The 21241-nt window shown below is 63.8% G+C and carries 16 protein-coding genes and 2 riboswitches; of the genes, 1 reads left to right on the plus strand and 15 read right to left on the minus strand.

The annotated features are described in order from the left end of the window. Positions 1–47: 47 nt before the first annotated feature. The 7 genes from BI344_RS00115 to gluQRS form a co-directional block, all read right to left on the minus strand. Positions 48–2036 carry a putative bifunctional diguanylate cyclase/phosphodiesterase gene (locus BI344_RS00115; RefSeq protein WP_071110961.1) on the minus strand — a complete coding sequence of 663 codons (1989 nt, stop codon included), beginning with the start codon at positions 2034–2036 and terminating at the stop codon, positions 48–50. Between the two features lie 256 nt (positions 2037–2292). Further along, positions 2293–2940 (minus strand): class I SAM-dependent methyltransferase, encoded by a 648-nt coding sequence (locus BI344_RS00120; protein ID WP_083370003.1) that lies wholly within the window; start codon positions 2938–2940, stop codon positions 2293–2295. Positions 2941–3173: 233 nt separating this feature from the next. After that, on the minus strand, positions 3174–6026 hold the full coding sequence (gcvP, locus tag BI344_RS00125; protein WP_071110963.1) for an aminomethyl-transferring glycine dehydrogenase: 2853 nt from the start codon (positions 6024–6026) through the stop codon (positions 3174–3176). A gap of 149 nt (positions 6027–6175) precedes the next feature. Then, complete coding sequence (gcvH, locus tag BI344_RS00130) at positions 6176–6562, minus strand: glycine cleavage system protein GcvH (protein WP_071110964.1); 387 nt, start codon at positions 6560–6562, stop codon at positions 6176–6178. A gap of 65 nt (positions 6563–6627) precedes the next feature. Then, positions 6628–7716 carry a glycine cleavage system aminomethyltransferase GcvT gene (gcvT, locus tag BI344_RS00135; protein WP_071110965.1) on the minus strand — a complete coding sequence of 363 codons (1089 nt, stop codon included), beginning with the start codon at positions 7714–7716 and terminating at the stop codon, positions 6628–6630. Between the two features lie 41 nt (positions 7717–7757). After that, positions 7758–7856: riboswitch (glycine riboswitch) on the minus strand. Positions 7857–7870: 14 nt separating this feature from the next. Then, positions 7871–7962: riboswitch (glycine riboswitch) on the minus strand. Positions 7963–8214: 252 nt separating this feature from the next. Beyond that, entirely contained in the window at positions 8215–9546 is a 1332-nt protein-coding gene (locus BI344_RS00140; RefSeq protein WP_095210762.1) for an amino acid permease, read from the minus strand. Positions 9547–9847: 301 nt separating this feature from the next. Further along, complete coding sequence (gene gluQRS, locus BI344_RS00145) at positions 9848–10744, minus strand: tRNA glutamyl-Q(34) synthetase GluQRS (RefSeq protein WP_071110966.1); 897 nt, start codon at positions 10742–10744, stop codon at positions 9848–9850. 93 nt (positions 10745–10837) lie between these two features. On the opposite strand from gluQRS, the gene fdxA reads away from it, so the two are divergent. Then, positions 10838–11161, plus strand: coding sequence for a ferredoxin FdxA (gene fdxA / locus BI344_RS00150; RefSeq protein WP_071110967.1), 324 nt, complete (start codon positions 10838–10840; stop codon positions 11159–11161). A 30-nt stretch (positions 11162–11191) separates the two neighbouring features. On the opposite strand, the gene BI344_RS00155 is transcribed toward fdxA, so the two are convergent. From BI344_RS00155 to BI344_RS00190, 8 genes are all read right to left on the minus strand, one after another. Beyond that, positions 11192–11485, minus strand: a complete 294-nt coding sequence (locus BI344_RS00155) for a hypothetical protein (protein WP_206600298.1) — start codon at positions 11483–11485, stop codon at positions 11192–11194. A gap of 29 nt (positions 11486–11514) precedes the next feature. Then, positions 11515–12120: a chemoreceptor glutamine deamidase CheD gene (gene cheD / locus BI344_RS00160; protein WP_071110969.1), complete on the minus strand. Its 606-nt coding sequence runs from the start codon at positions 12118–12120 to the stop codon at positions 11515–11517. Next, positions 12117–13202, minus strand: coding sequence for a protein-glutamate methylesterase/protein-glutamine glutaminase (locus BI344_RS00165; protein WP_071110970.1), 1086 nt, complete (start codon positions 13200–13202; stop codon positions 12117–12119). The genes cheD and BI344_RS00165 overlap by 4 nt, the downstream gene beginning before the upstream one ends. A 5-nt stretch (positions 13203–13207) precedes the next feature. After that, positions 13208–14050 carry a CheR family methyltransferase gene (locus BI344_RS00170; protein WP_071110971.1) on the minus strand — a complete coding sequence of 281 codons (843 nt, stop codon included), beginning with the start codon at positions 14048–14050 and terminating at the stop codon, positions 13208–13210. A gap of 110 nt (positions 14051–14160) precedes the next feature. Next, complete coding sequence (locus tag BI344_RS00175) at positions 14161–17817, minus strand: methyl-accepting chemotaxis protein (RefSeq protein ID WP_241499219.1); 3657 nt, start codon at positions 17815–17817, stop codon at positions 14161–14163. 26 nt (positions 17818–17843) lie between these two features. Continuing rightward, complete coding sequence (locus BI344_RS00180; RefSeq protein WP_071110972.1) at positions 17844–18341, minus strand: chemotaxis protein CheW; 498 nt, start codon at positions 18339–18341, stop codon at positions 17844–17846. 18 nt (positions 18342–18359) lie between these two features. Continuing rightward, a complete protein-coding gene (locus BI344_RS00185) occupies positions 18360–20624 on the minus strand; it encodes a chemotaxis protein CheW (RefSeq protein ID WP_277620414.1) in 2265 nt (754 codons plus the stop codon). After that, on the minus strand, positions 20599–20964 hold the full coding sequence (locus BI344_RS00190) for a response regulator (RefSeq protein WP_071110974.1): 366 nt from the start codon (positions 20962–20964) through the stop codon (positions 20599–20601). The genes BI344_RS00185 and BI344_RS00190 overlap by 26 nt, the downstream gene beginning before the upstream one ends. Positions 20965–21241 lie beyond the last annotated feature (277 nt).

A 21241-nucleotide genomic window follows, 5' to 3' on the forward strand; every position in this document is an offset into this window, starting at 1 on the left:
AAAAACCAACGACTTAATCTACATATTGATATAAGGCGAGCGTCCGCTCACAACAACAGCTTGTGAAACTCGCCGGCGGCCAGCGCCGGGCTGCACAGATAGCCCTGGTACTCCTGACAGCCGCGCTGCCGCAGCCATTCCAGCTGTCGCGAGGTCTCCACGCCCTCCGCCACCACTTTCAATTCCAGCATCCGGCACATGGTGATGATCAGTTCGGCGATGGCCGGCGTGCTGTCGAGATCGGCGATGAAGGAACGGTCTATTTTCAGCGAACTGAGCGGGTAGCGCTGCAGATAGGCCAAATTGGAATAGCCGGTGCCGAAATCGTCGACCGCGATGCGCACGCCCTGGCCGCGCAGCGCCTGCAAGGTGCACATGGTCTGATCGTCATGCCCCAGCAACACGGACTCGGTGATCTCCAGCTCCAGGCGCTCGGCCTGGCAGCCGCTGCCAGCCAGCACGCCCGCCACCATCGCCGGCAGCGCCGGATCGACAAACTGGCAGGGAGACAGATTGACCGACACCATCAGGTCCAGCCCCATCTCGCGCCACCGTCTCTGCTGCTCTGCAGCCTGCGCCAGGATCTGCCTGCCCAGGGCCAGGATCAGTCCGCTGTCCTCGCACACCTGGATGAAGCTGTCCGGTTTCAGCACACCGCGTTGCGGGTGGTTCCAGCGCGCCAGCGCTTCGGCGCCGACCACACTGCCGCTGGCGACATCGACGCGCGGCTGGAAATAGGCGATGAACTCGCCGTTTTCGAGGCCGCGCCGGATATCGCTTTCCAGCGCCAGCTGCGCCTGGGTGCGCGCCTCAAGCGCCGGCGTGAAGAACATCAGGTTGTTGCGGCCGGCATCCTTGGCCGCGTACATCGCCAGGTCAGCGTGGCGCATCATCTGCTCGATGTCCAGCATGCCGGCGCGGCAGACGCTCACGCCTATCGACGCCGACACGCTGATGTCCATGCCCCCCAGCCGGATCGGCATGCCCAGCGCCTGCAGAATGCCGCGGCCCAGCGCGTCAGCGCGTTCTGCCGCCTCAGGCGCGGCCAGCATCACCAGGAATTCGTCGCCGCCCAGCCGCGCCGCTTTCTCGTCGTGCCCCAGCAGCTTCGTCAGGCGGGCGGCCATGCCGATCAGCAGTTCATCGCCGCTGGCGTGCCCCAACGAGTCGTTGACGTTCTTGAAACGGTCCAGGTCGATGAACATCAAGGCCACCTGGCGCCCGTCGCGCAGCGCCTGCTGCAAATAAGGCAGGAAATCGCTGCGGATGCCATTGCGGTTGGGCAGGCCGGTCAGCATGTCGTGATTGGCCAGGAAATTGGCGCGCCCCTCAGCGTGCTTCAGATCGGTGATGTCCACCTCGCTGACCAGCAGCGCGTCCTGCCCGGACACCGCGTCGCGGCAAGCCCGCACCGCGATCTCGTGCCAGCGCGTACCCAGCCGCGTGCACACCTGGGCCGATCGCCTGGCCTCGCCGCTGGCCGCCACGCCCTGCTGCAGCGCCTGCCAGTCGCCGTCGTGGATGAAATGCTGGCGCCAGGCTTCGCCGGCGTGCGCCACCTGGGCGCGCGCCGATGGATTGCGGTACAGCGCCCTTCCGGCCGCGTCGTACAGGGTGATCAGCACCGAGGTGTGCATCAGCGCCTCGGCGCTGCGCAAGCTGGCCGGATCGGCGGTGAGATGATTCTGCGCCTCGCAGAACATCATCATTCGCCCGTCTACCCGGATGCCGCGGAACGCCACTTTCAGCACGCAAGGCAGGCCGTTGGGATACAGGGTCCAGCTTTCGACGAAGCTGGCGTCTTCGCGCTCGAAGTCCTGCTGATACTGGCAAAGCCGCTGCGCCACCGATACCGACATGTCCAGCGACATGTCGCGCTGCTGCAGTTCCGCCAGACTATGCGCGCCCCACACCCGCAGCGCGGCCGGATTGGCCCAGAACACGTATTTTTGATCAATATCGAAAACCCACACCGGCAGGCTCAAGGCCTCCAGCATCGACAGATTGCCCCCCTGCCAGGAGATTGGATTCTTCATCGGCATATCGCCGTTAACCTTTTATTTATTCATCAGAAAATAGCCAAAGCTGCCACTGCCGGCGCCGGGTATTGTAGCAAGCAAACGGTCGTCGCCCGCTCTTTTCTAGCGCCGGCGCCCTTGCCCGCGCCCATCGGCCGGCAACGGTTCCGCCCGTTCGTTTATGAACCGCAGGGTTTCCTTTGCGCCGGCGATTGCGCGCGGAAATAAAAAAAGCAGAACGCGGCGCGTTCTGCCTTTTACTGCCGCGGCAGGCTCAGTTGGCTTGCAAATCAGCCGCCTTGCGCGCAAACAGTCTGGCAATGCCGTGATAGTGCGGCTGGCCATGGCCGATATCCAGCGCATACTCCTCCTGATAAGCCAGCACCGCCAGCGCGGAGAACTGCTGGCGCAACTCGTCCGGCCGGTAATAGTGCCGAACGTAGGCGGCGGTCTCGCTAGCCTGCCCGCCATGCACCGCGCACCCCGGATCATTGACCATGAACACCGACACGAACAGGTATCCCCCCGGAGCCAGACCCGCCATCATCGCCACCGCCAGCCGCGCCCCCGCCGCCTCGTCCAGATGATCGAGCGAGGTATTGGCCACAATGAGGTGATAGCGTTGCGGCTCAATCGACACCGCGGACAGGTCGGCCACTCTGCCTTTGACATCCAGATGCCGCTCGTCCGCCAGGCTCGCCAGGCGGGCAACCGCCACGGACGAGGCGTCGACGCCATGCATCGCAAACCCGCAGCTTGCCAAATACAGGGCATTGCGCCCCTGCCCGCATCCCAGATCCAACCCCGTTCCACGTCCTTCTACAGCGTACTTCTCCAGATAATGCACCAGAAAGGGAGACGGCTTGTCTCCATACAACGACCCATTATTGCGATAAACGCCATCAAAATCAGCAGCACCCATTTCCTGCCCCTACTCGCTCTTGCTTACAAAACCGGCACTCATTCCATATCATTCGGACTAAGTACCACCACTTACATGGCTTAGTAATCAGCATAGGACATAGTGTCAGCTTAGATATTCTTACTAAGTAGAATTAGCAGCCCCCTCCCCTGTCCGGCGGCAAAAGAAACCGCCCCGCAGGCGGAAAGCCTTGCGGGGCGGCGCTTTTCAACTGTTGCCCTAGGGCAACGGGTTTATTCGTAGCTGTCGGTGCTCGGGCAGCTGCACACCAGGTTGCGGTCGCCGTAAACGTCGTCTATGCGGTTCACGCTGGGCCAGAACTTGTTTTCCAGCACATAGGGCAGCGGGAACAAGCCTTGCTCGCGGCTGTACGGGCGGTCCCAGTCGCCGGCGATATCGGCCTTGCTGTGCGGCGCGTTCACCAGCGGGTTGTTGTCCGCCGGCCATGCGCCGCTCTGCACCTGGTCGATCTCCTGGCGGATGGCCGCCATCGCCGCGACGAAGCGGTCCAGCTCGGCCTTGGGCTCGGACTCGGTGGGCTCTATCATCAGCGTGCCCGGCACCGGGAAGCTCATGGTGGGGGCGTGGAAGCCGTAGTCCATCAGCCGCTTGGCCACATCCACCTCGGTGACGCCGCTGGCGGCCTTGAGCGGGCGCAGGTCGATGATGCACTCGTGCGCGACGCGGCCGTTGGCGCCGGTGTACAGCACCGGGAAGTGCTCGCCCAGACGGGTGGCCAAGTAGTTGGCTGACAACAGCGCATTCTCGGTGGCCTGCTTCATGCCTTCCGCGCCCATCATCGCGATGTACATATAGGAGATGGGCAGGATGGAGGCGGAACCGAACGGCGCGGCGGACACCGCGCTCTGGCCGGCTTCGGCGCCCGGCACCGGCGTCACCACGTGGTTGGCGATGAAGGGCGCCAGATGCGCCTTCAGGCCTATCGGCCCCATGCCCGGGCCGCCGCCGCCGTGCGGAATGCAGAAGGTCTTGTGCAGGTTCATGTGCGACACGTCGGCACCGATGTCGGCCGGACGGGTCAGCCCCACCTGGGCGTTGAGGTTGGCACCGTCCATGTACACCTGGCCGCCGTGGCGGTGCACGATCTCGCAGATCTGCTTGATGCCTTGCTCGAACACGCCGTGGGTGGACGGATAGGTGATCATCAGCGCCGCCAGATTGGCCGAATGCTGCTCGGCGCGCGCCTTGAGATCGGCCACGTCCACATTGCCGGCCTCGTCGCAGTCCACCACCACCACCTGCATGTTCATCATCTGCGCGGTGGCCGGATTGGTGCCGTGGGCCGAGCGCGGAATTAGGCAGATGTTGCGGTGGGCCTCGCCGCGCGACTCATGGTAGCGGCTGATGGCCAACAGGCCGGCGTACTCGCCCTGAGCGCCGGAGTTGGGCTGCATCGAGATGATGTCGAAGCCGGTGATGGCGCGCAACTGCGTCTCCAGGCCGGCGATCATCTCCAGATAGCCCACAGTCTGCTCGCGCGGCGCGAACGGGTGCATATTGGCGAATTCCGGCCAGGTGACGGGAATCATCTCGCTGGTGGCGTTCAGCTTCATGGTGCAGCTGCCCAAGCTGATCATCGAGTGGTTCATCGCCAGGTCGCGGTTTTCCAGCTTTTTCATATAGCGCAGCATCTCGTGCTCGCTATGGTGAACATTGAACACCGGGTGCGTCAGGATCGCGGACTCGCGCTTGAGCGCCGCCGGGATCGCGTCCTGAGCGGCGGCGTCAAGCTGGGCGATGTCGGCGCTCTGGCCTGTGAACAGCTCGATCAGCTTGACGAGGTCCGCCTCGCTGGCGGCTTCATGGAAGGCCACGCCCAGCACATTCTTGCCGGCGCGACGCAGGTTGTAGCCTGCGGCCAAGGCGGCGGCATAGATGGCGTCGGCCTTGACGGCCTCCACCTGCACCGTGTCGAAGAAGCGGTCGAACACCAGCTTGCCGCCGGCGGCCCGCACCGCGTGGGCGAAAATGGCGGCCAGCCGGTGAATGCGGGCGGCGATGCGCTTGACGCCCTCCGCGCCGTGATACACCGCATACATGCTGGCCATATTGGCCAGCAACACCTGGCTGGTGCAGATATTGGAATTGGCCTTCTCGCGGCGGATGTGCTGTTCGCGGGTCTGCAGCGCCATCCGCAACGCGGTCTTGCCCTTGGCGTCGACCGACACGCCGATGATGCGGCCCGGCGCCGAGCGCTTCATCTCGTCCTTGAAAGCGAAATAGGCGGCGTGCGGGCCGCCGAAGCCCATAGGCACGCCGAAGCGCTGGGTATTGCCCAGCGCGATGTCGGCGCCCATCTCGCCCGGAGACTTCAGCGCCACCAGCGCCATCACGTCAGCCGCCACCGCGGCGATGCCGCCCTTGGCCTTGACCGCCGCGATATGCGGGGTGAGGTCGATCAGGTCGCCGGCCTCGCCCGGATACTGGAACAGCGCGCCGAAGTAGTCGCCGTTGCCGGCTTCTTCCGGATGGCCCTGCACCAGCTCGAAGCCGAAGTACTTGGCCCGGGTGGACATCACATCATAGGTTTGCGGCAGCACGCGGCTGTCGACGAAGAAGCGGCGCGACTTGGACTTGGACACGCGGCCGGCCATCGCCATCGCCTCGGCGGCGGCGGTGGCCTCGTCCAGCAAGGACGCGTTGGCCATTTCCAGGCCGCTGAGGTCTATCACCATCTGCTGGAAATTGAGCAGCGCCTCCAGCCGGCCCTGGGCGATCTCGGCCTGGTACGGGGTATAGGCGGTATACCAGCCGGGGTTTTCCAGCACATTGCGCAGGATGACGGCCGGCGTCTTCACCGGGTAGTAACCCAGGCCGATGAAGGATTTATTGACCACGTTCTTGGCGGCAACTGCCTTGAGCGCGGCCAGCGCCTCGGCCTCCGGCTGCGGCGGCGGCAGGTCCAGCGCGCGGTTCAGCCGGATGTCGGCCGGCAGCGTTTCGCCGACCAGCGCGTCGATGGACGCCGCGCCGATGGCCGCCAGCATCTGTTGGCGCTCGTCGTCGGAGGGTCCGATGTGGCGGGCGATGAATTCGTTGCGATTGAAGAGTTCGGAGAGCGACATGTTCAAGACCTTCCATTGCTGCCGCGAAACCCGCCATGCCCAGATGTCGGCGAGAACTGCCAGCGCTCGCCCATCGATGTTCATGCCGTTTACGGTTCGCGGCCAAAAAAAACGCCCTGAGTCTCGCGACTGCAGGGCGGGTTCAGCGATCAGGCGCCGATTTCCTTGGCGTAGGCGGCTGCGTCCATCAGGCCGTCCAGATCGGCCGGATTGGCCGGTTTGAGCTTGAAGAACCAGCCGGCGCCGTAAGGCTCGCTGTTGGCCAGGTCCGGCGCGCCTTCCAGCTCTTCGTTCACCGCCAGGATTTCGCCTGCGATCGGACAGTACACATCGGACGCGGCCTTCACCGACTCCACCACCCCGGCCTGCTCGTCGCGGGCCAGTTGCGCGCCCACCTTGGGCAGCTCTACGAAAACGATGTCGCCCAGCAGCTCCTGCGCGTGCTCGGTGATGCCCACGGTTACGGAGCCGTCGGCTTCCAGGCGCAGCCACTCGTGGCTTTCGACGTATTTCAGTTCGGCGGGGATGTTGCTCATCTTGAAGTTCTCCAGCTTAAGATCAGATCAATGGTCATGGCGGTCGTCGTTTGGACGCCGCCCTATTATTCGAATACTTTCTTGCCGTTGCGCACGAAGGGCATCTTCACCACGCGCACATCGGTCAGCGTGCCGCGCAGATCCACCTGGGCGGCGGCGCCGGTGGCGGCAGGCACCCGAGCGATCGCGATGGAGTGCTTCAGCGTGGGCGAGAAGGTGCCGCTGGTGATGACGCCTTCGCCGACGCCCTCCACCACCACCTTCAGGCCTTCGCGCAACACGCCGCGGCCTTCGAGCACCAGGCCCACCTGCTTCATCGCCACGCCCTTGGCCTTTTGCGCTTCCAGCGCCTCGCGTCCGTTGAACTTGCGCTCCTTAGGCTCCCAGGCGATGGTCCAACCCATGCCGGCCTCCAGCGGCGATACGGTTTCGTCCATGTCGTGGCCGTACAGGTTCATGCCGGCCTCCAGGCGCAGCGTGTCGCGCGCGCCCAGACCGATCGGCGCGACGCCAACGGCTTGCAACTGATTGAAGAAGGCGATGGCCTGATCGGCGGGGACCATGATTTCCAGGCCGTCCTCGCCGGTATAGCCGGTGCGGGCGTAGAACCATTCATCCTGCGGCAGGCCCTGGAACACTTTCAGCGCGCGGATGGCGTCGGCCAGTTCCGGCTTGATCCTGCAAACCTTGTCTATGGCCTGCGGACCCTGCACCGCCAGCATGGCGAGGTCGCGGCGCACCTTGAGCGCCACGTCGAAGCCGGCCTTCTGCGCGTCCATCCAGGCCAAGTCTTTTTCAGTGGTGCCGGCGTTGACCACCATGCGGTAGCCGTAGGAAGTGAGGTAGACGATCAGGTCGTCGACGACGGTGCCTTCCGGCGTGAGCATGCCGGAATACAGCGCCTTGCCCTCGAAACCGAGCTTGGCGACGTCGTTGGCGATCAGTTTTTGCAACCAGGATTTGGCGTCGGAGCCGGTGACGTCTATCACCGTCATGTGGGAGACGTCGAACATGCCGGCGTCGCTGCGGACGATTTCGTGTTCCTTGAGCTGGGAACCGTAATGGATGGGCATTTCCCAACCGGCGAAGTCAACCATCTTCGCGCCGGCGGCGACGTGGGCGTCGAACAGCGGGGTACGTTTCGGGGCCGTCATGGTGCGGTGGTCCTCTTGCAGGTGTGTGTTTCCTCTATCAACCACACCCCTCTGTCCCTGCACCTGAGATTTTCCGGCTGGATCAGCCGTTAGCCCCTTCGGTGGGCGCCACGGGGACGCCGCTCTCCAGATTCTGCAAGCCGGCAGCCGCCAGCCCGATGATACAGTCCTTTTGCCTGAGCGATTGCGGGTGCACTTGCGCCTTCGGCGGCGATCGCAAGGACCGCTCTCTCCTGTATGACCCGGCGATTATGGTAGCAGTCGCGGCGGCTTGGCAAGCCGAGTTTATTTCGAAGTAAAACAGTTTGTTTTTCTGTTCTTATAAGAAAAGAATATTACAAAAATAATAATAATTGCCATTCGGATGCGAAAATTTCACCGGTCAAACCAGCCTATCCGCTAACAGCCGCTGCCAAGATGCTTATGGACCTGCCGGCGGCCTGCCATGAAAAAAGCGCAGCGCTGAACGCTGCGCTTTTACGGTGAGCCATCGCGCCGTCAGGCTGCGGCGTGCCGCTCCTTCAGCTGCCAGACATACACCGGCAGACCCAGCAGCAACAGCAGCATGCCCCACATCACGGTATCCGCGCCGGAGCCGTACAAGGCCCACAGCGAGTAGACAAAGCCTACCCCGGCGAAAAAGCCCGGCGCCACAAAGTCCCGCTTGGAAAACGCCTTGCCGCGCATCAGCATGATGGCAATCAGCGCCATCGAGCAGAAGGCGTATGGCAGCAGCGTGGCGGCGGTGGCCAGCAGGATGATGAATTCGAAGATTTTCACGCCGCTGTCGCCGCCGGCATACTTGATGGCCATCAGAATGGTCACCAGGGTGCTGGACAGCACTAGGCCGAAAATAGGCACGCCCGCGGCGTTGCGCCGCGCGAAACGGCTGGGGAACAGCTTGTCCTTGGCCGCCGCCGCCGGCACATGCGCCTGCATCAGGCTCCAGCCGTTGAGCGCGCCGAAGCAGGACACCACCGCGCCGAAACCGACCGCCCAATAGCCCCAATCGCCCCACATCAGCCGGGCGGCGTCGGCGAACGGCGCCTGCGAAGCCGCCAGCACGTCGGCCGGCATCAGACCCATCAGCGACACGGTGGACAGGATGTACAGCAGGGTGGCCAGCAGCGTGCCTATCACGGTGGCGCGCGGGATGGTTTTGGCCGGCTCCACCACGTCTCCGGCCGGCACAGAGGCCGACTCCAGGCCAAGGAAGGCCCACAGCGTCAGCGCCATGGTCGCGGACAACGACGACATCAAAGGCTTGTGATGCGGGTTGAACACCAGATTATCCGCGTTCAAATGGAAAAAGCCGATGAAGGTCACCGCCGCCAGCGGCAGCAGCTTGAGCAGCGTGGTCACCACCGCCACCATCCCGGAGCTGCGCGCGCCGCGGCTGTTGATCCAGGTGACGATCCAGATCAGGCTGATGGCGAAGGCTCCCGCCAAAGGCTCGCTGTGTCCCAGGATGGGGAAAAACACTTGCATATAGCTGGTGGCGGCCACCGCCAGCGCCGCATTTCCGGCCCACAGCGCAATCCAGTAGCCCCAGGCGATCCAGAAGCCGGCGAAGTCGCCGAAACCGGCATGTATATAGGCATACGGCCCGCCTTCGCGCGGCAGCATCGCCGACAGGCGGGCGAACACCAGCGCCAGGCAGATCGCGCCGCACGAAGTCAGCAGCCAGCCCAGCATGGATATGCCGCCGAACGGCGCCAGCGACGCCGGCAGCAGGAACACGCCGGAACCTATCATATTGCCCACCACCAAGGCGGTGCACATCCAGACCCCGAGCGAGCCTTTCTTTTGGATGGAACTGTTTTCGCTCAAACCAGATTCTCCGTTGAGGCGGAAAGCATCCCGCGCCGGACTCGCGAGAGTCGGGCGCAAACATGCGGATGATTGGGGAAAACGACGGCTTAGGCTGGCTTGTCTTGCAGGCTTCAAGATAGCCCAGCCCTGGCTGCTTGGCCGATCTCTCGACATCGGCCGGCCTGGGCGCCAACCGCCGCGCCGGAAAAAAAGGGCGCATTAAAACACAGTTTTGACGTAAAAACATGTCGCATTGCCGATTTTTTTACAAAAAAATCGTGCCGCGACAAATGCTTATGTCAAGAGAATAAGAAAGGCCTTATATGTCGGACAAGACCAGCGGGCCGCGCGGCACCCTGCTCAGGGACCAGCTGGCGATAGCCCAGCGCCACAGCTCATCCAGACTGCCGCACTCCGGCGGCGGCGGGTGGCCCAGCAAGGTCAGCGCGGCGCGCAGCTGGCGGGCGGCGTCGTCCACGCATATCGCCGGCGCCAGCGTCTGTTTGGACAGCTTCTCTCCGGCGGCATTGGTCAGCACCGGCAGATGGCAATAGTCAGGCGGCGCCAGCCCCAGGCTGTCGTACACCTGCAGCTGGCGCGGCGTGGACACCAGGAGATCGGCGCCGCGCACGATGTCGTTGATGCCCTGATCGGCGTCATCCACCACGACCGCCAGCTGGTAGGCCCAGAATCCATCGGCGCGCAGCAGGACGAAATCGCCGATATCCCGCGCCAGATTCTGCCGGCTTTCGCCCTGCAGGCGGTCCATCACCACCCGGTCCCCATCCCGCGTCCGCAAACGCCAGGCCCTGCCCTCCCGCCCGTCCGGGCAGCCGCGGCGACAAGTGCCGGGATAGACGTAGCCATCCAACCCGCGCTGGGCGCGGGCGGCGATTTCCTTGCGGGTGCAGCAGCAGACATAGGCGTGGCCGCTGGCAATCAATTGCTGCAGCGCGGCGCGGTAAAGGTGGTGGCGTCGGCTCTGGTAAACCACTTCGCCGTCCCATTCAAAACCGAAGGCCTCCAGCGTGCGCAGGATATCGTCCGCCGCGCCAGCCACCTCGCGCGGCGGGTCCAGGTCCTCCATCCTCAGCAGCCACTCGCCGCCGCGGCTGCGCGCTTCCAGATAGCTGCCGACTGCGGTGCAAAGAGACCCGGCATGCAACAGGCCGGTCGGGCTGGGGGCGAAACGGCCCCGGTATAATGACTTAGACATCTTGATTAGGCAGGCCGAAATCTACAACGGGACAAATTATCGCTAAAATACAACTATCCCGATTCACGATTCCGCTTTAATGAGGGTACACGAATGGCGTACGTTGTAACCGATGCCTGTATCAAATGCAAATACACCGACTGCGTGGAAGTGTGTCCGGTGGACTGCTTCCACGAGGGTCCCAACTTCCTGGCGATAGACCCCGACGAATGCATAGATTGCTCGCTGTGCGTGGCGGAGTGCCCGGTGAACGCCATCTACGCGGAGGACGATGTGCCCCAGGGCCAGGAAGGTTTCATCCAGCTCAATGCCGAACTGGCCAAAGGCTGGCCGACCATCACCCAGCGGGCAGATCCGCCGGCCGACCACGCCGATTGGGCCCAGGTGTCCGGCAAGTTGCAACACCTGGAAAAGTGACAACGGCCGGCTCCCTCGCGCATCGCGGAACTATTGGCATTTGAATATCGCCAGACTACGATCCGCGGCCTGCTTCCCCACCCGCGCCAGAACCGCGCGCCTGCCCAAGCCGCCGCAATAGCCATCCGCCAACCCGGCGGCGTAAGGCAGCTCGCCGTCGTACACATGCATGTACTGGTATGTGATGCCCGCGCTAGAAGAAGACCATGGTTTCACCGTCTCTCCCGGCGCGACAAAGGCGATGCCGTGCAAGGCGCATCCGCCCAGGCAGCCGGCTGCCAGCCACCCGCCCATCCGCCTTGGCCAATCGAAGCGTCCGCCCACCCCAAGATCCTCGCCATTCGCTCGCATCGTCAAATGAACAGATCGATATCGCCGGTCTTCGCCCCTTCGTTCTGCTCCAGGATGCGGCCGCGGTATGGCTGCTCGGCCTTGATCGCCAAACTGCTGCGCTTGAGCTTCTTGATCAGCACCTTGCCGGTATGGGTGAAAAAATACACCTTGCGCGCGCATTCGCCCAGCAGGTCCTCCGCCAGCACCGGAATCTGCTCGTTGGCCAGATAGCCGCGGATAAAGTTGGTATTGCGCTCGCCCACATTCACCACGGTCATGCCCTCCAGCACGTTGCCGGCGCCGAATATCTTGGCCTCCAGCCGGTGCCGCATCGCTCCCAGCTTCTGCATGTCGGTGATCAACAGCTCCATCGCGTTGACGCCGAAACGCGCGGCGGACGTGCCCGCGCCCAGATCCAGCGAGCCTTCGGGCAACAGGAAGTGGTTCATGCCGCATACGCCAGACGTGCGGTCGCTCAGGCACACCGCCACGCAGGAGCCCAGCAGCGTCACCAGCATCCTAGGCTGATTGGTGGCATGAAACTCGCCCGGGAACACCTTTACCGCCATGATCTGGAAATGCTTGTCGTAGTACTGATGGCCGTTCATCGCGTCGGCATGATTCATGTACTCGCCCTTTCGGCATGATTTTGCAGGCACTCGACGACCCTGGACGCCAATTGGCCCAACGGGTAGACGTGCGTCACCCCGCCGGCCTTGAAGGCCTCCCTGGGCATGCCGTATACCACGCAGCTGGCCTCGTCCTGGCCAAATGTGACGGCGCCGGCATTGCGCATCCGCAGCATGCCGTCGGCGCCGTCCCGGCCCATGCCGGTGAGAATCACGCCGATCGCGCTCTTGCGCAGATGCTGCGCGGCCGAATCGAACAGTGGGTCCACCGCCGGACGATGGCGATTGACCTGATCCCCCTGATCCAGCGCGATCTGGTAGCCGGTCGGTCCGCCCGGACACACCCGCATGTGCCAGTTTCCCGGCGCGATATACGCCATGCCGCTCCTCACCTGCTCGCCGTCCTGCGCCTCCTTCACCTGCATCGGACACAGATTGTTGAGCCTGGCGGCAAACGTGAAGGTGAAGTGCTCCGGCATATGCTGGACGATCAATATCGGCGGGCAATTGGCCGGCATACCCATCAGGAAGTCCTTGATCGCCTCGGTGCCGCCGGTGGAGGCGCCGACGAAGATCACGGCGTTCTGCCGGAACAGGAGCGGGCCGCTGCGTGCCGGCGCCGGCGGCGGCGGGGGCTGCTTGAAGCGCATCGGCTGCCGCAGCCGGGCGCCGGCCACCACCCGCAGCTTCTCGCGGATTTCCTCGGCGTACTCCTGCATCCGGCGCGACACATCCTCGGAAGGCTTGTGCACGAAATCCACCGCGCCCAGCTCCAAGGCGATCAGGGTGGTTTCCGAACCCGACTCCGTCAGCGACGAGATCATCAGCACCGGCGTCGGCTTCAGCCGCATCAGGCGGCGCAGGAACTCCAGCCCATCCATGCGCGGCATCTCCACGTCCAGCGTCACCACGTCCGGATTGGTCTCGCGTATCCGTTCGCGGGCGATGATGGGGTCGGAGGCGGTCGCCACCACCTCCATATCCGGCGCCTCGTTGATGATGGCGGTCAGAAGATTGCGGATCAGCGCCGAATCGTCCACCACCACCACCCTGATTCTGTTCTGGATGGCAGCCGCCATGTCTCCTACCCTCCACGCTCCGGATGCGCCAGGCGGTAAGCCGTCCTGCCGCAACCGACAAAAGCATCGGTCAGATGCACGATATTCTCCGAATGCCCCAGCAGCAGCAGACCATCCGGCTTCAAGCAACTCTCCATCTTGGACAGTATTTCCGCCTGGGTGGGCTTGTCGAAATAGATCAATACATTGCGGCAGAAAATCACGTCGAACCGCCCGATATCCGGCCAGCGCGGTTCCACCAGATTGAACTGGAAGAACGACAACGCGTCCCTAGCCTTCTGCTTGAGCCTGACCTTGCCCTCGTTGGCGCCGACGCCCTTGTCGAAATACTTCTTCAGTAGTTGCGGCGAGACTTTTTCGGTGCGTTCCCGGCCATAAACGCCAAGCGCCGCCTGCTGCAGCACATTGGTGTCGATGTCCGACGCCAGCAGTTCGAAGCCGCCGCCGGCCCCGTCCCACAGCTCAAGCATGGTGATGGCTATGGAGTAGGGCTCCTCCCCGGTGGAGGAGGCCGAACTCCATACCCGGAACGTCTCCCCGGCCCGGCGGTGCTGGCGGGCATGCTCGCGCAGCATGTCGAAATGGTGGGACTCGCGGAAGAAGGAGGTGAGATTGGTGGTCAACGCATTGATGAACCCCTGCCACTCATCGGCCTCCTGGCTGTCCTGCAGCAAATCCAGATACTCGGTAAAGCTGCGCAGCCCGCGCGAACGCACGCGCTTGGCCAGCCGCGCATACGCCATGTGGGTCTTGGACTCGTTCAGCGAGATGCCCACCCGCTGGTAAAGCATGTCACGCACGCGCCGGAAATCGCTTTGGGTGAACTTGAGTTCCGTGTCTTCCGCCATGTAGCCATCCCCGCTCTGCGCCCGCTCCGCCGGCCTATCCGCGCCGCGGCTCCCTCCATCCAGCGGTGCGCATCGCAGCGGGATGGAGGGAGCCTCGCCGACTCAGCGGATCAGAACTCCTCCCACGAGCCTTCGCCCGAGTCGCCCTGCGGGCGGATCGGCTCCGGCGACCGGGACTTCACATGATAGCTGCCGGCATGGCTGGCGCTTTTGCCGGCCGCGGCGGAAGCCAGCTGGTGCGTGGAGTGCTGGTTGCTCAGATGGCTGGTGCTGCCGCTGGTGAAGCCATGCTGGACCGACGGCTTGCCGGCCGGCGGCCTGCCATGCGACAGCCTCTCGTCCAGCTTGAACACCGCCACCGCGTCGGACAGATAGCGGGCCTGCTCCTCCAGCGACTCGGCGGCGGCTGCGGCCTGCTCGACCAGCGCGGCGTTCTTCTGGGTGTTCTCGTCCATCTGGGTGACGGCCAGGTTCACCTGCTCGATGCCCGAGCTTTGCTCCGCCGAGGCGGCCGAGATATCGCTCATGATGTCCGCCACCCGGCGGATGGAAACCACGATCTCGTTCATGGTGCGGCCCGCCTCGTCCACCAGCCGGCTGCCCGACTCCACCTTGTCCACCGAATTGCCGATCAGCGACTTGATCTCTTTCGCCGCCGCCGCCGAGCGCTGCGCCAGATTGCGCACCTCGCTCGCCACCACCGCGAAGCCACGGCCCTGCTCGCCCGCCCGCGCGGCCTCCACCGCCGCGTTCAAGGCCAGAATATTGGTCTGGAAGGCGATGCCGTCGATCACGCTGATGATGTCGACGATCTTCTTGGCGCTTTCATTGATCTCGTTCATGGTGGACACCACGTCGCCCACCACCTTGCCGCCGCGCGCGGCGATGTCGGAAGCGCCGGTTGCCAGCGAGTTGGCCTTCTTGGCGTTTTCGGCGTTCTGCCGCACCGTGCTGGTGATCTCCTCCATGCTGGACGCGGTTTCCTCCAGGCTGGCCGCCTGCTGCTCGGTGCGGCCGGACAGGTTGGAGTTGCCGGCGGCGATCTCCTTGGCCGCGGTATTGATCGCGTCGGTGGAGTCCTTGATATTGGTGACGATCTCCTTCAGCTTGTCCACGGTGGCATTGCTATCCGTCTTCAATTGGCCGAACAGCCCCTGATAGTCGGCCGCAATGGTTCGGGTGAGATCGCCGCGCGCCAGCGCGCCCAGCACCGTGGCGATATCGCTCAGCCCCTGGCTGGTCACCCCCATCAGCTGGTTCATGCCTTCGCTCAGCAGCTTGAAGAACCCCTGCTTGCCTTCCACCTCGATGCGCTTGCCGAACTCGCCCGCGGAGGCCGCGCTGACGATTTCCGCCACTTCGCGCTCGATCTCGACCTCGGCCGTGCGGTCTTTCCACTCCACCACCGAACCCAGCCGGGTGCCATCGGCGCCGAACACCGGATTGGCCACCAGGGAGAAGGTACGTCCGGCCACAACGATCTCGGTACGGTAGGTAGAGCGCATATTGGCCAGCAGGTCGCGCTGGTGCGCCGGGTTCTTGTGGAATTCGTCGATGGTGGAGCCCATCAGCGCGCGCACATCGAAATTGGGCAAGGCCTTGCGCAGATCGCCCTCCACTCCGCGCAGCATGTCGGTGACGCTGTGGTTCATGTAGATGATCTTGCGATCATTGTCGGCGATCATCACATTGGTGGTGCAATTGTCCAGCGCGCTGCGGATGCGGCCATTCTCCGCCGCCACCTTGCGCTCCTCCGCGGCGCGGACATCGGCCTCGGCCTGCAGGCGCAGCATCTCGGTATTGTCCTGCCACTCCACCACCGCGCCCAGCCGCTCGCCCTTGTCGTTGAATATCGGCGACAGGATCAGGCCGAAAGTGCGCCCGCCCACCATGATGGACGAGCGGTGCGTCTCCCTCACCTGCTGCAGCATGCCGTGCTGGTAGCTGGGGTTCTTGTGGAATTCGTCAATCTTGGTCCCCATCAGGTTGCCGGTGGAGAAACGCGGGATATCCTTGCGGATGTCCGCCTCCGCGTTGCGGAACATATCGAGGACCGACTGGTTGGCGTAGATGATGCGATGCTGCTCGTCCGCGATCATCACGTTGGTGGTACAGACATCCAGCGCGCTGCGGATGCGGGCGTTTTCCGCCGCCTGCTCGCGTTCCTTGTCTGTCCGCAGCTGGGCCTCATGCTGCAGGCGCAGCATCTCGGTGTTGTCCTGCCACTCCACCACCGCGCCCAGCCGCTCGCCCTTGTCGTTGAATATCGGCGACAGGATCAGGCCGAAGGTGCGTCCGCCCACCACGATGGATGAACGATGGGTCTCCTTCACTTGCAGCAGCAGCCCGCGCTGGTAGCTGGGATTCTTGTGGAACTGGTCGATATTGGCGCCCAGCAGACTGCTGGCGGAGAAGCGCGGAATATCCTTGCGGATATCCGCCTCCGCGTTGCGGAACATATTGAGGACAGACTGGTTGGCGTAGATGATCTGATGGTTCTCGTCGGCGATCATCACATTGGTGGTGCATACGTCCAGCGCGCTGCGGATGCGGGCGTTCTCCGCCGCCGCCTGGCGATCCACGGCCTGGCGCCCGTCCTCGGCGGCCTTCCGCTCAAGCTCCCTCGTGGCGTCCACCCACTCGACCACCGAGCCCAATTTGCGGTTCTGCCCGTCCAGTATCGGGGTCAGCACCAGGCTGAAAGTGCGTCCGCCCACCTTGATGGTGCCGCGATGGGTGTTGCGCAGCTGCTGCAGCACGCCGCGCTGGTAGGCCGGATTGCGATGGAAGCTGTCGATATTGCTGCCCAGGATGCCGCGCGCGGAAAACTGCGGCAGATCCTGCCGGATGTCCGCCTCGGCCTGCTGGAACATGTCCAGCACCGCGCGGTTGGCATACACCACTTGATGCTCCGCGTCGGCGATCATCACATTGGTGGTGCACACGTCCAGCGCGCTGCGCAGCCGCAGATTCTCCAGCGTGCGCGCCACCACGTCGTGCAGGAAGGCGAACGGGCTGCTCTGGTCGCCCTTGCGGACGCGGAACTCGGTGCGCACCTCGCCGCTGGCCAATTCGCGCAGCACCGCCGCCAGCACTTGCGGATCCCCGCCGATCTGCCGCTCCGCCGCGCGGGTCAGCAGCCAGGCCAGGACGATGGCCAGTGCCGCCACCGCGCCGCCCATGCCGATGATTTCGTTCGCCGCCTGATCGGCCGCGCCCGCTCCTGCGGCCGGGGCCATCTTCAACGACAGCTCGCTCTCGAAGCGGGCATACTGGCTGACCGCGTCCTGATACTTCAGCGCCGTCGGCCACAAAGTGGCTTGCAGGTAGCCGCGCGCCTCGTCGCCATGGTTCGCCGCCAGCAACTGGCGATAGCTCGCCACCTGGTTGCGCAGCAGCGAGTCTCCGCCCCGCGCGGCGTCCAGCAGCGGCTTTCCCTCGTTGGACACGTGGGCCGACAACGTATTCAACCTGCCCGTCACCCCGTCCAGCGCGGCGTCCACCTGCGGCTGCGCGGCGCGCAGCTGCGCAGTCTCGCCGCCGGCCAGCAGGCCAGCCAGCTGACGCGCCAACTGGCCGGCCGCCTCCTGCGCCCGGCTGGCCTGCACCAATTGAGCGACCTGTACCGACTGGGATGAGGAAAAATCGTCCGCAGCTCCCTGCAACCGGTGCAGTTGCGACTGCGCCAAATACAGCGCCGCCGCCATCGCCACTACCAACAACCCGAAACCAAGGGTCAGCAGGTGCTTCAACTTGATGTCGCTCATGTTTGCTTCTCCCAAGGGTGCGGGCATCAGGCCCGGGCTGTCACGTCGGTCAACGCCATCTCGTCGCTGCTCATCAGGCGCTCGATATCGACAATGATGATCATCTGCTCCTCCACCGTCCCCAGCCCCTCGATATAGGCGGTGTCGACGGAAGCGCCGAACTCCGGCGGCGCGCGCAACGAATCCTTGTCCAGCTGGATCACGTCGGAGACGCCGTCCACCACGATGCCGACCGTCCGCTTGCTGACGTTGAGGATGATCACCACGGTGAATTCGTTGTATTGCGGATCGCCCAGGCCGAACTTGAGGCGCAAGTCGACAATCGGCACGATGCTGCCGCGCAGGTTGATTACGCCCTTGATGAAGTCCGGCGCGTTGGCGATGCGAGTGACCGTGTCATAGCCGCGGATCTCCTGCACCTTCAGGATGTCGATGCCGTACTCCTCGCTACCCAGCGTGAAAACCAGCAGCTCGCGCGCCTCGGCGCCCCGCGCCTGGATATCGTTCAGGTTGTCCGCCTGCATGTCTGGCCTCTCCGCCGGTTATTCGGCAACGGTCGCCGCCTGCGGCGCGGCGTTCTGCGCGCTCCGCTGGCTGCTATTGCAGCGGGCGATGGTTGAAATATCGAGGATCAGCGCCACCTGGCCGTCTCCCAGAATGGTGGCGCCCGACAGGCCATCCACCTTGCGGTAATTGGTTTCCAGGTTCTTCACCACGAACTGCTGCTGGCCAATCAGATCGTCTACCAGCAAGGCCACCCGCGAGTCCGACGCCTCGACGATCACCAGAATGCCCTCCTCGGCGGAAACCCTGGCGTCCGCCACCCCGAAATACTTGCCCAGCGTGACAATCGGCAGGTATTCGCCGCGGATGTGCACCACCTCGCCACGGCCAGCCACGGTCTTGATTTCACGCGGCTCAGGCTGCAGCGACTCCAGGATGAAGCCCAGCGGCAGCACATAGATTTCCTTGCCCACCCGCACCGACATGCCGTCCATGATGGCCAGCGTCAGCGGCAGGCGGATGCTCATGGTGGTGCCGACATCGACCATCGAATCGATCTCGATCCGCCCGCCCATGTTCTGGATATTGCGCTTGACCACATCCATCCCCACCCCGCGGCCCGATACATCAGTGACCTCGGCCGCGGTGGAAAAACCGGCCTCAAAGATCAGCCCCCAGACTTCCGAATCGGAAATGCCGTCGTTTATCGCCATGCCACGCTCGCGCGCCTTGGCCAGAATGCGCTCGCGGTTGAGCCCGGCGCCGTCGTCGCTGACTTCGATCACGATGCTGCCGCCCTGGTGGAAAGCACGCAGCGTCAGCCTGCCCGACGGCGCTTTGCCCTTGCCGCGGCGGATATCGGGGGATTCGATGCCATGGTCCAGGCTGTTGCGCACCAGGTGGGTCAGGGGGTCGGACAGCTTCTCGATGAAGCCCTTGTCCAGCTCGGTATTCTCCCCCACCATCTTCAGATCCACCTGCTTGCCCAACTTGCTGGCCAGATCGCGCACCACGCGCGGGAAGCGGTTGAAAACAAAGGCGATCGGCGTCATCCGGATGGACATCACCGCCTCCTGCAGCTCGCGGGAGTTGCGCTGCAAGGCGCTGATGCCGTTCAACAGCCGCTCGTGTTCGACAGGATCGAGCGCGCTGCCGGACTGCATCAGCATCGACTGGGTGATCACCAGCTCGCCCACCAGGTTGAGCAGCAGGTCCACTTTTTCGATATTGACGCGGATCGAGTTCTCGCCGGCCGCCGCCGCGCCGGCCGCAGCGGGAGCCTTATCGGCCTTGTCCGCCAGGCGGGGGCTGGCGGCGACCGACGCAGGCTTGGCTGCCTGCTCGTCCGCGGCCTTGGGCACACCCGGCGCCTTGGCGTACAAGCCGAAGCCATCGCCTTCGATATCCTGTTCCGCCGCTTTGGCGGCCGCAGGATGCGACAATGGCTCGAACAGACCGAAACCGCCATCCTCCTGCAAGGAGTCGGCGCCGGCGGCCGGGCGGCCCTGGCCGGGATTCACGCTGTCGCCAGGCAGGAAAAAACCGAAATCGCCGCTCTCTTCGCCGCCGTGATCGATGCTGATGCGAAACTGTTCTGGCGCCAGCATGAAGGCCAGCGACTCGGCCACCTCGCTGGCTTCCAGCCCGGAGGTGAATACCGCGACCCAGGGCAGTTCCTCGGCAGCGCCGCCTTCCTGAACCACGGTCAGATCGCCATGCTGCGCCAGCGAATCCAGCACCGGACGCACGTCTACGCCATCAGCCGGAGTAAATTCGAGGAACAACGTCCAGATCTTGTCCGGACCATGGTCTGGGAGGCCGTCCTCCGCCGACGGCGGCGGCGCGGCTGGCACTTCGCCACCACCGCTCTCGATGTCCACCAGCTGCTGCTTGACCTCCGCCACCTGCGCCGGGTCCACCTGCTCGCCGCCCTTGTGGGCGGTCAGCATGCCTTGCAGCACATCCTTGGATTGCAGGAAGGCGTCCACCATCGGCGCAGTCAGCGCCATACTGCCCTTGCGCACCCGGTCCAGCAGGTTTTCCAGCACATGGGTCAGATCGGCCATGTCGGAAAAACCGAAGGTGGCGGCGCCGCCCTTGATCGAGTGCGCAGCCCGAAAAACCGCGTGCAGGTCTTCCGACTCCGGGCTGGCGATATCCATCGCCAGCAACAGCGACTCCATGGTTGCCAGGTGCTCATCCGCTTCATCAAAAAAAACCTGATGAAACTGAGACATATCGATCGCCACAATCGTCCCCCCTCGTAGCGATGAAGCGTTAGCCGACCAAACGCTTGACGACATCCAGCAGCTTTTGGGGGTCGAAGGGCTTGACCAGCCAGCCCGAGGCTCCGGCCGCGCGGCCCAACGCCTTCATCTGGTCGCTGGACTCGGTGGTCAACATCAGGATGGGGGTGGAAGTGTAGGCCGGCTGCTTGCGCAGCGAGCGGATCAAGGTCAAGCCATCCATGCCCGGCATGTTCTGGTCAGTCAGCACCAGATCGAACTGCGCGCTCTGCGCCTTGCTCAGCCCGGCATTGCCGTCAACCGCCTCCGCCACCTCGTAACCTGCGCTCTTGAGGGTAAAACTGACCATCTGACGAATCGATGCCGAATCGTCCACTGTGAGGATTCTCTTAGACATGGCATTTCCGCTATTTAGTGATTCCAGTTGATACAACCACTGCAACCTTTTCAGTCCTGCCCATTCGGGATGCCGACCGGCGCTCTAGCCTCGCGGCGCCCTTCCCCTAGGCTCAGCCTGGCAACCGCCCGCGCCCGGTCGGACAGCAAGCGCATTCCCCACTGCGAAAACAGTTATTCCATTCGCAGATTAGACAATATCGGCATAAAACGAAGAATAATTATCGACATCGGGTCAGACACGCCTCTCCGGCGCGCCTGACGGACCAAACTCGTCT

The organism is Chromobacterium sphagni (genome assembly GCF_001855555.1).
GTDB lineage: Bacteria > Pseudomonadota > Gammaproteobacteria > Burkholderiales > Chromobacteriaceae > Chromobacterium > Chromobacterium sphagni.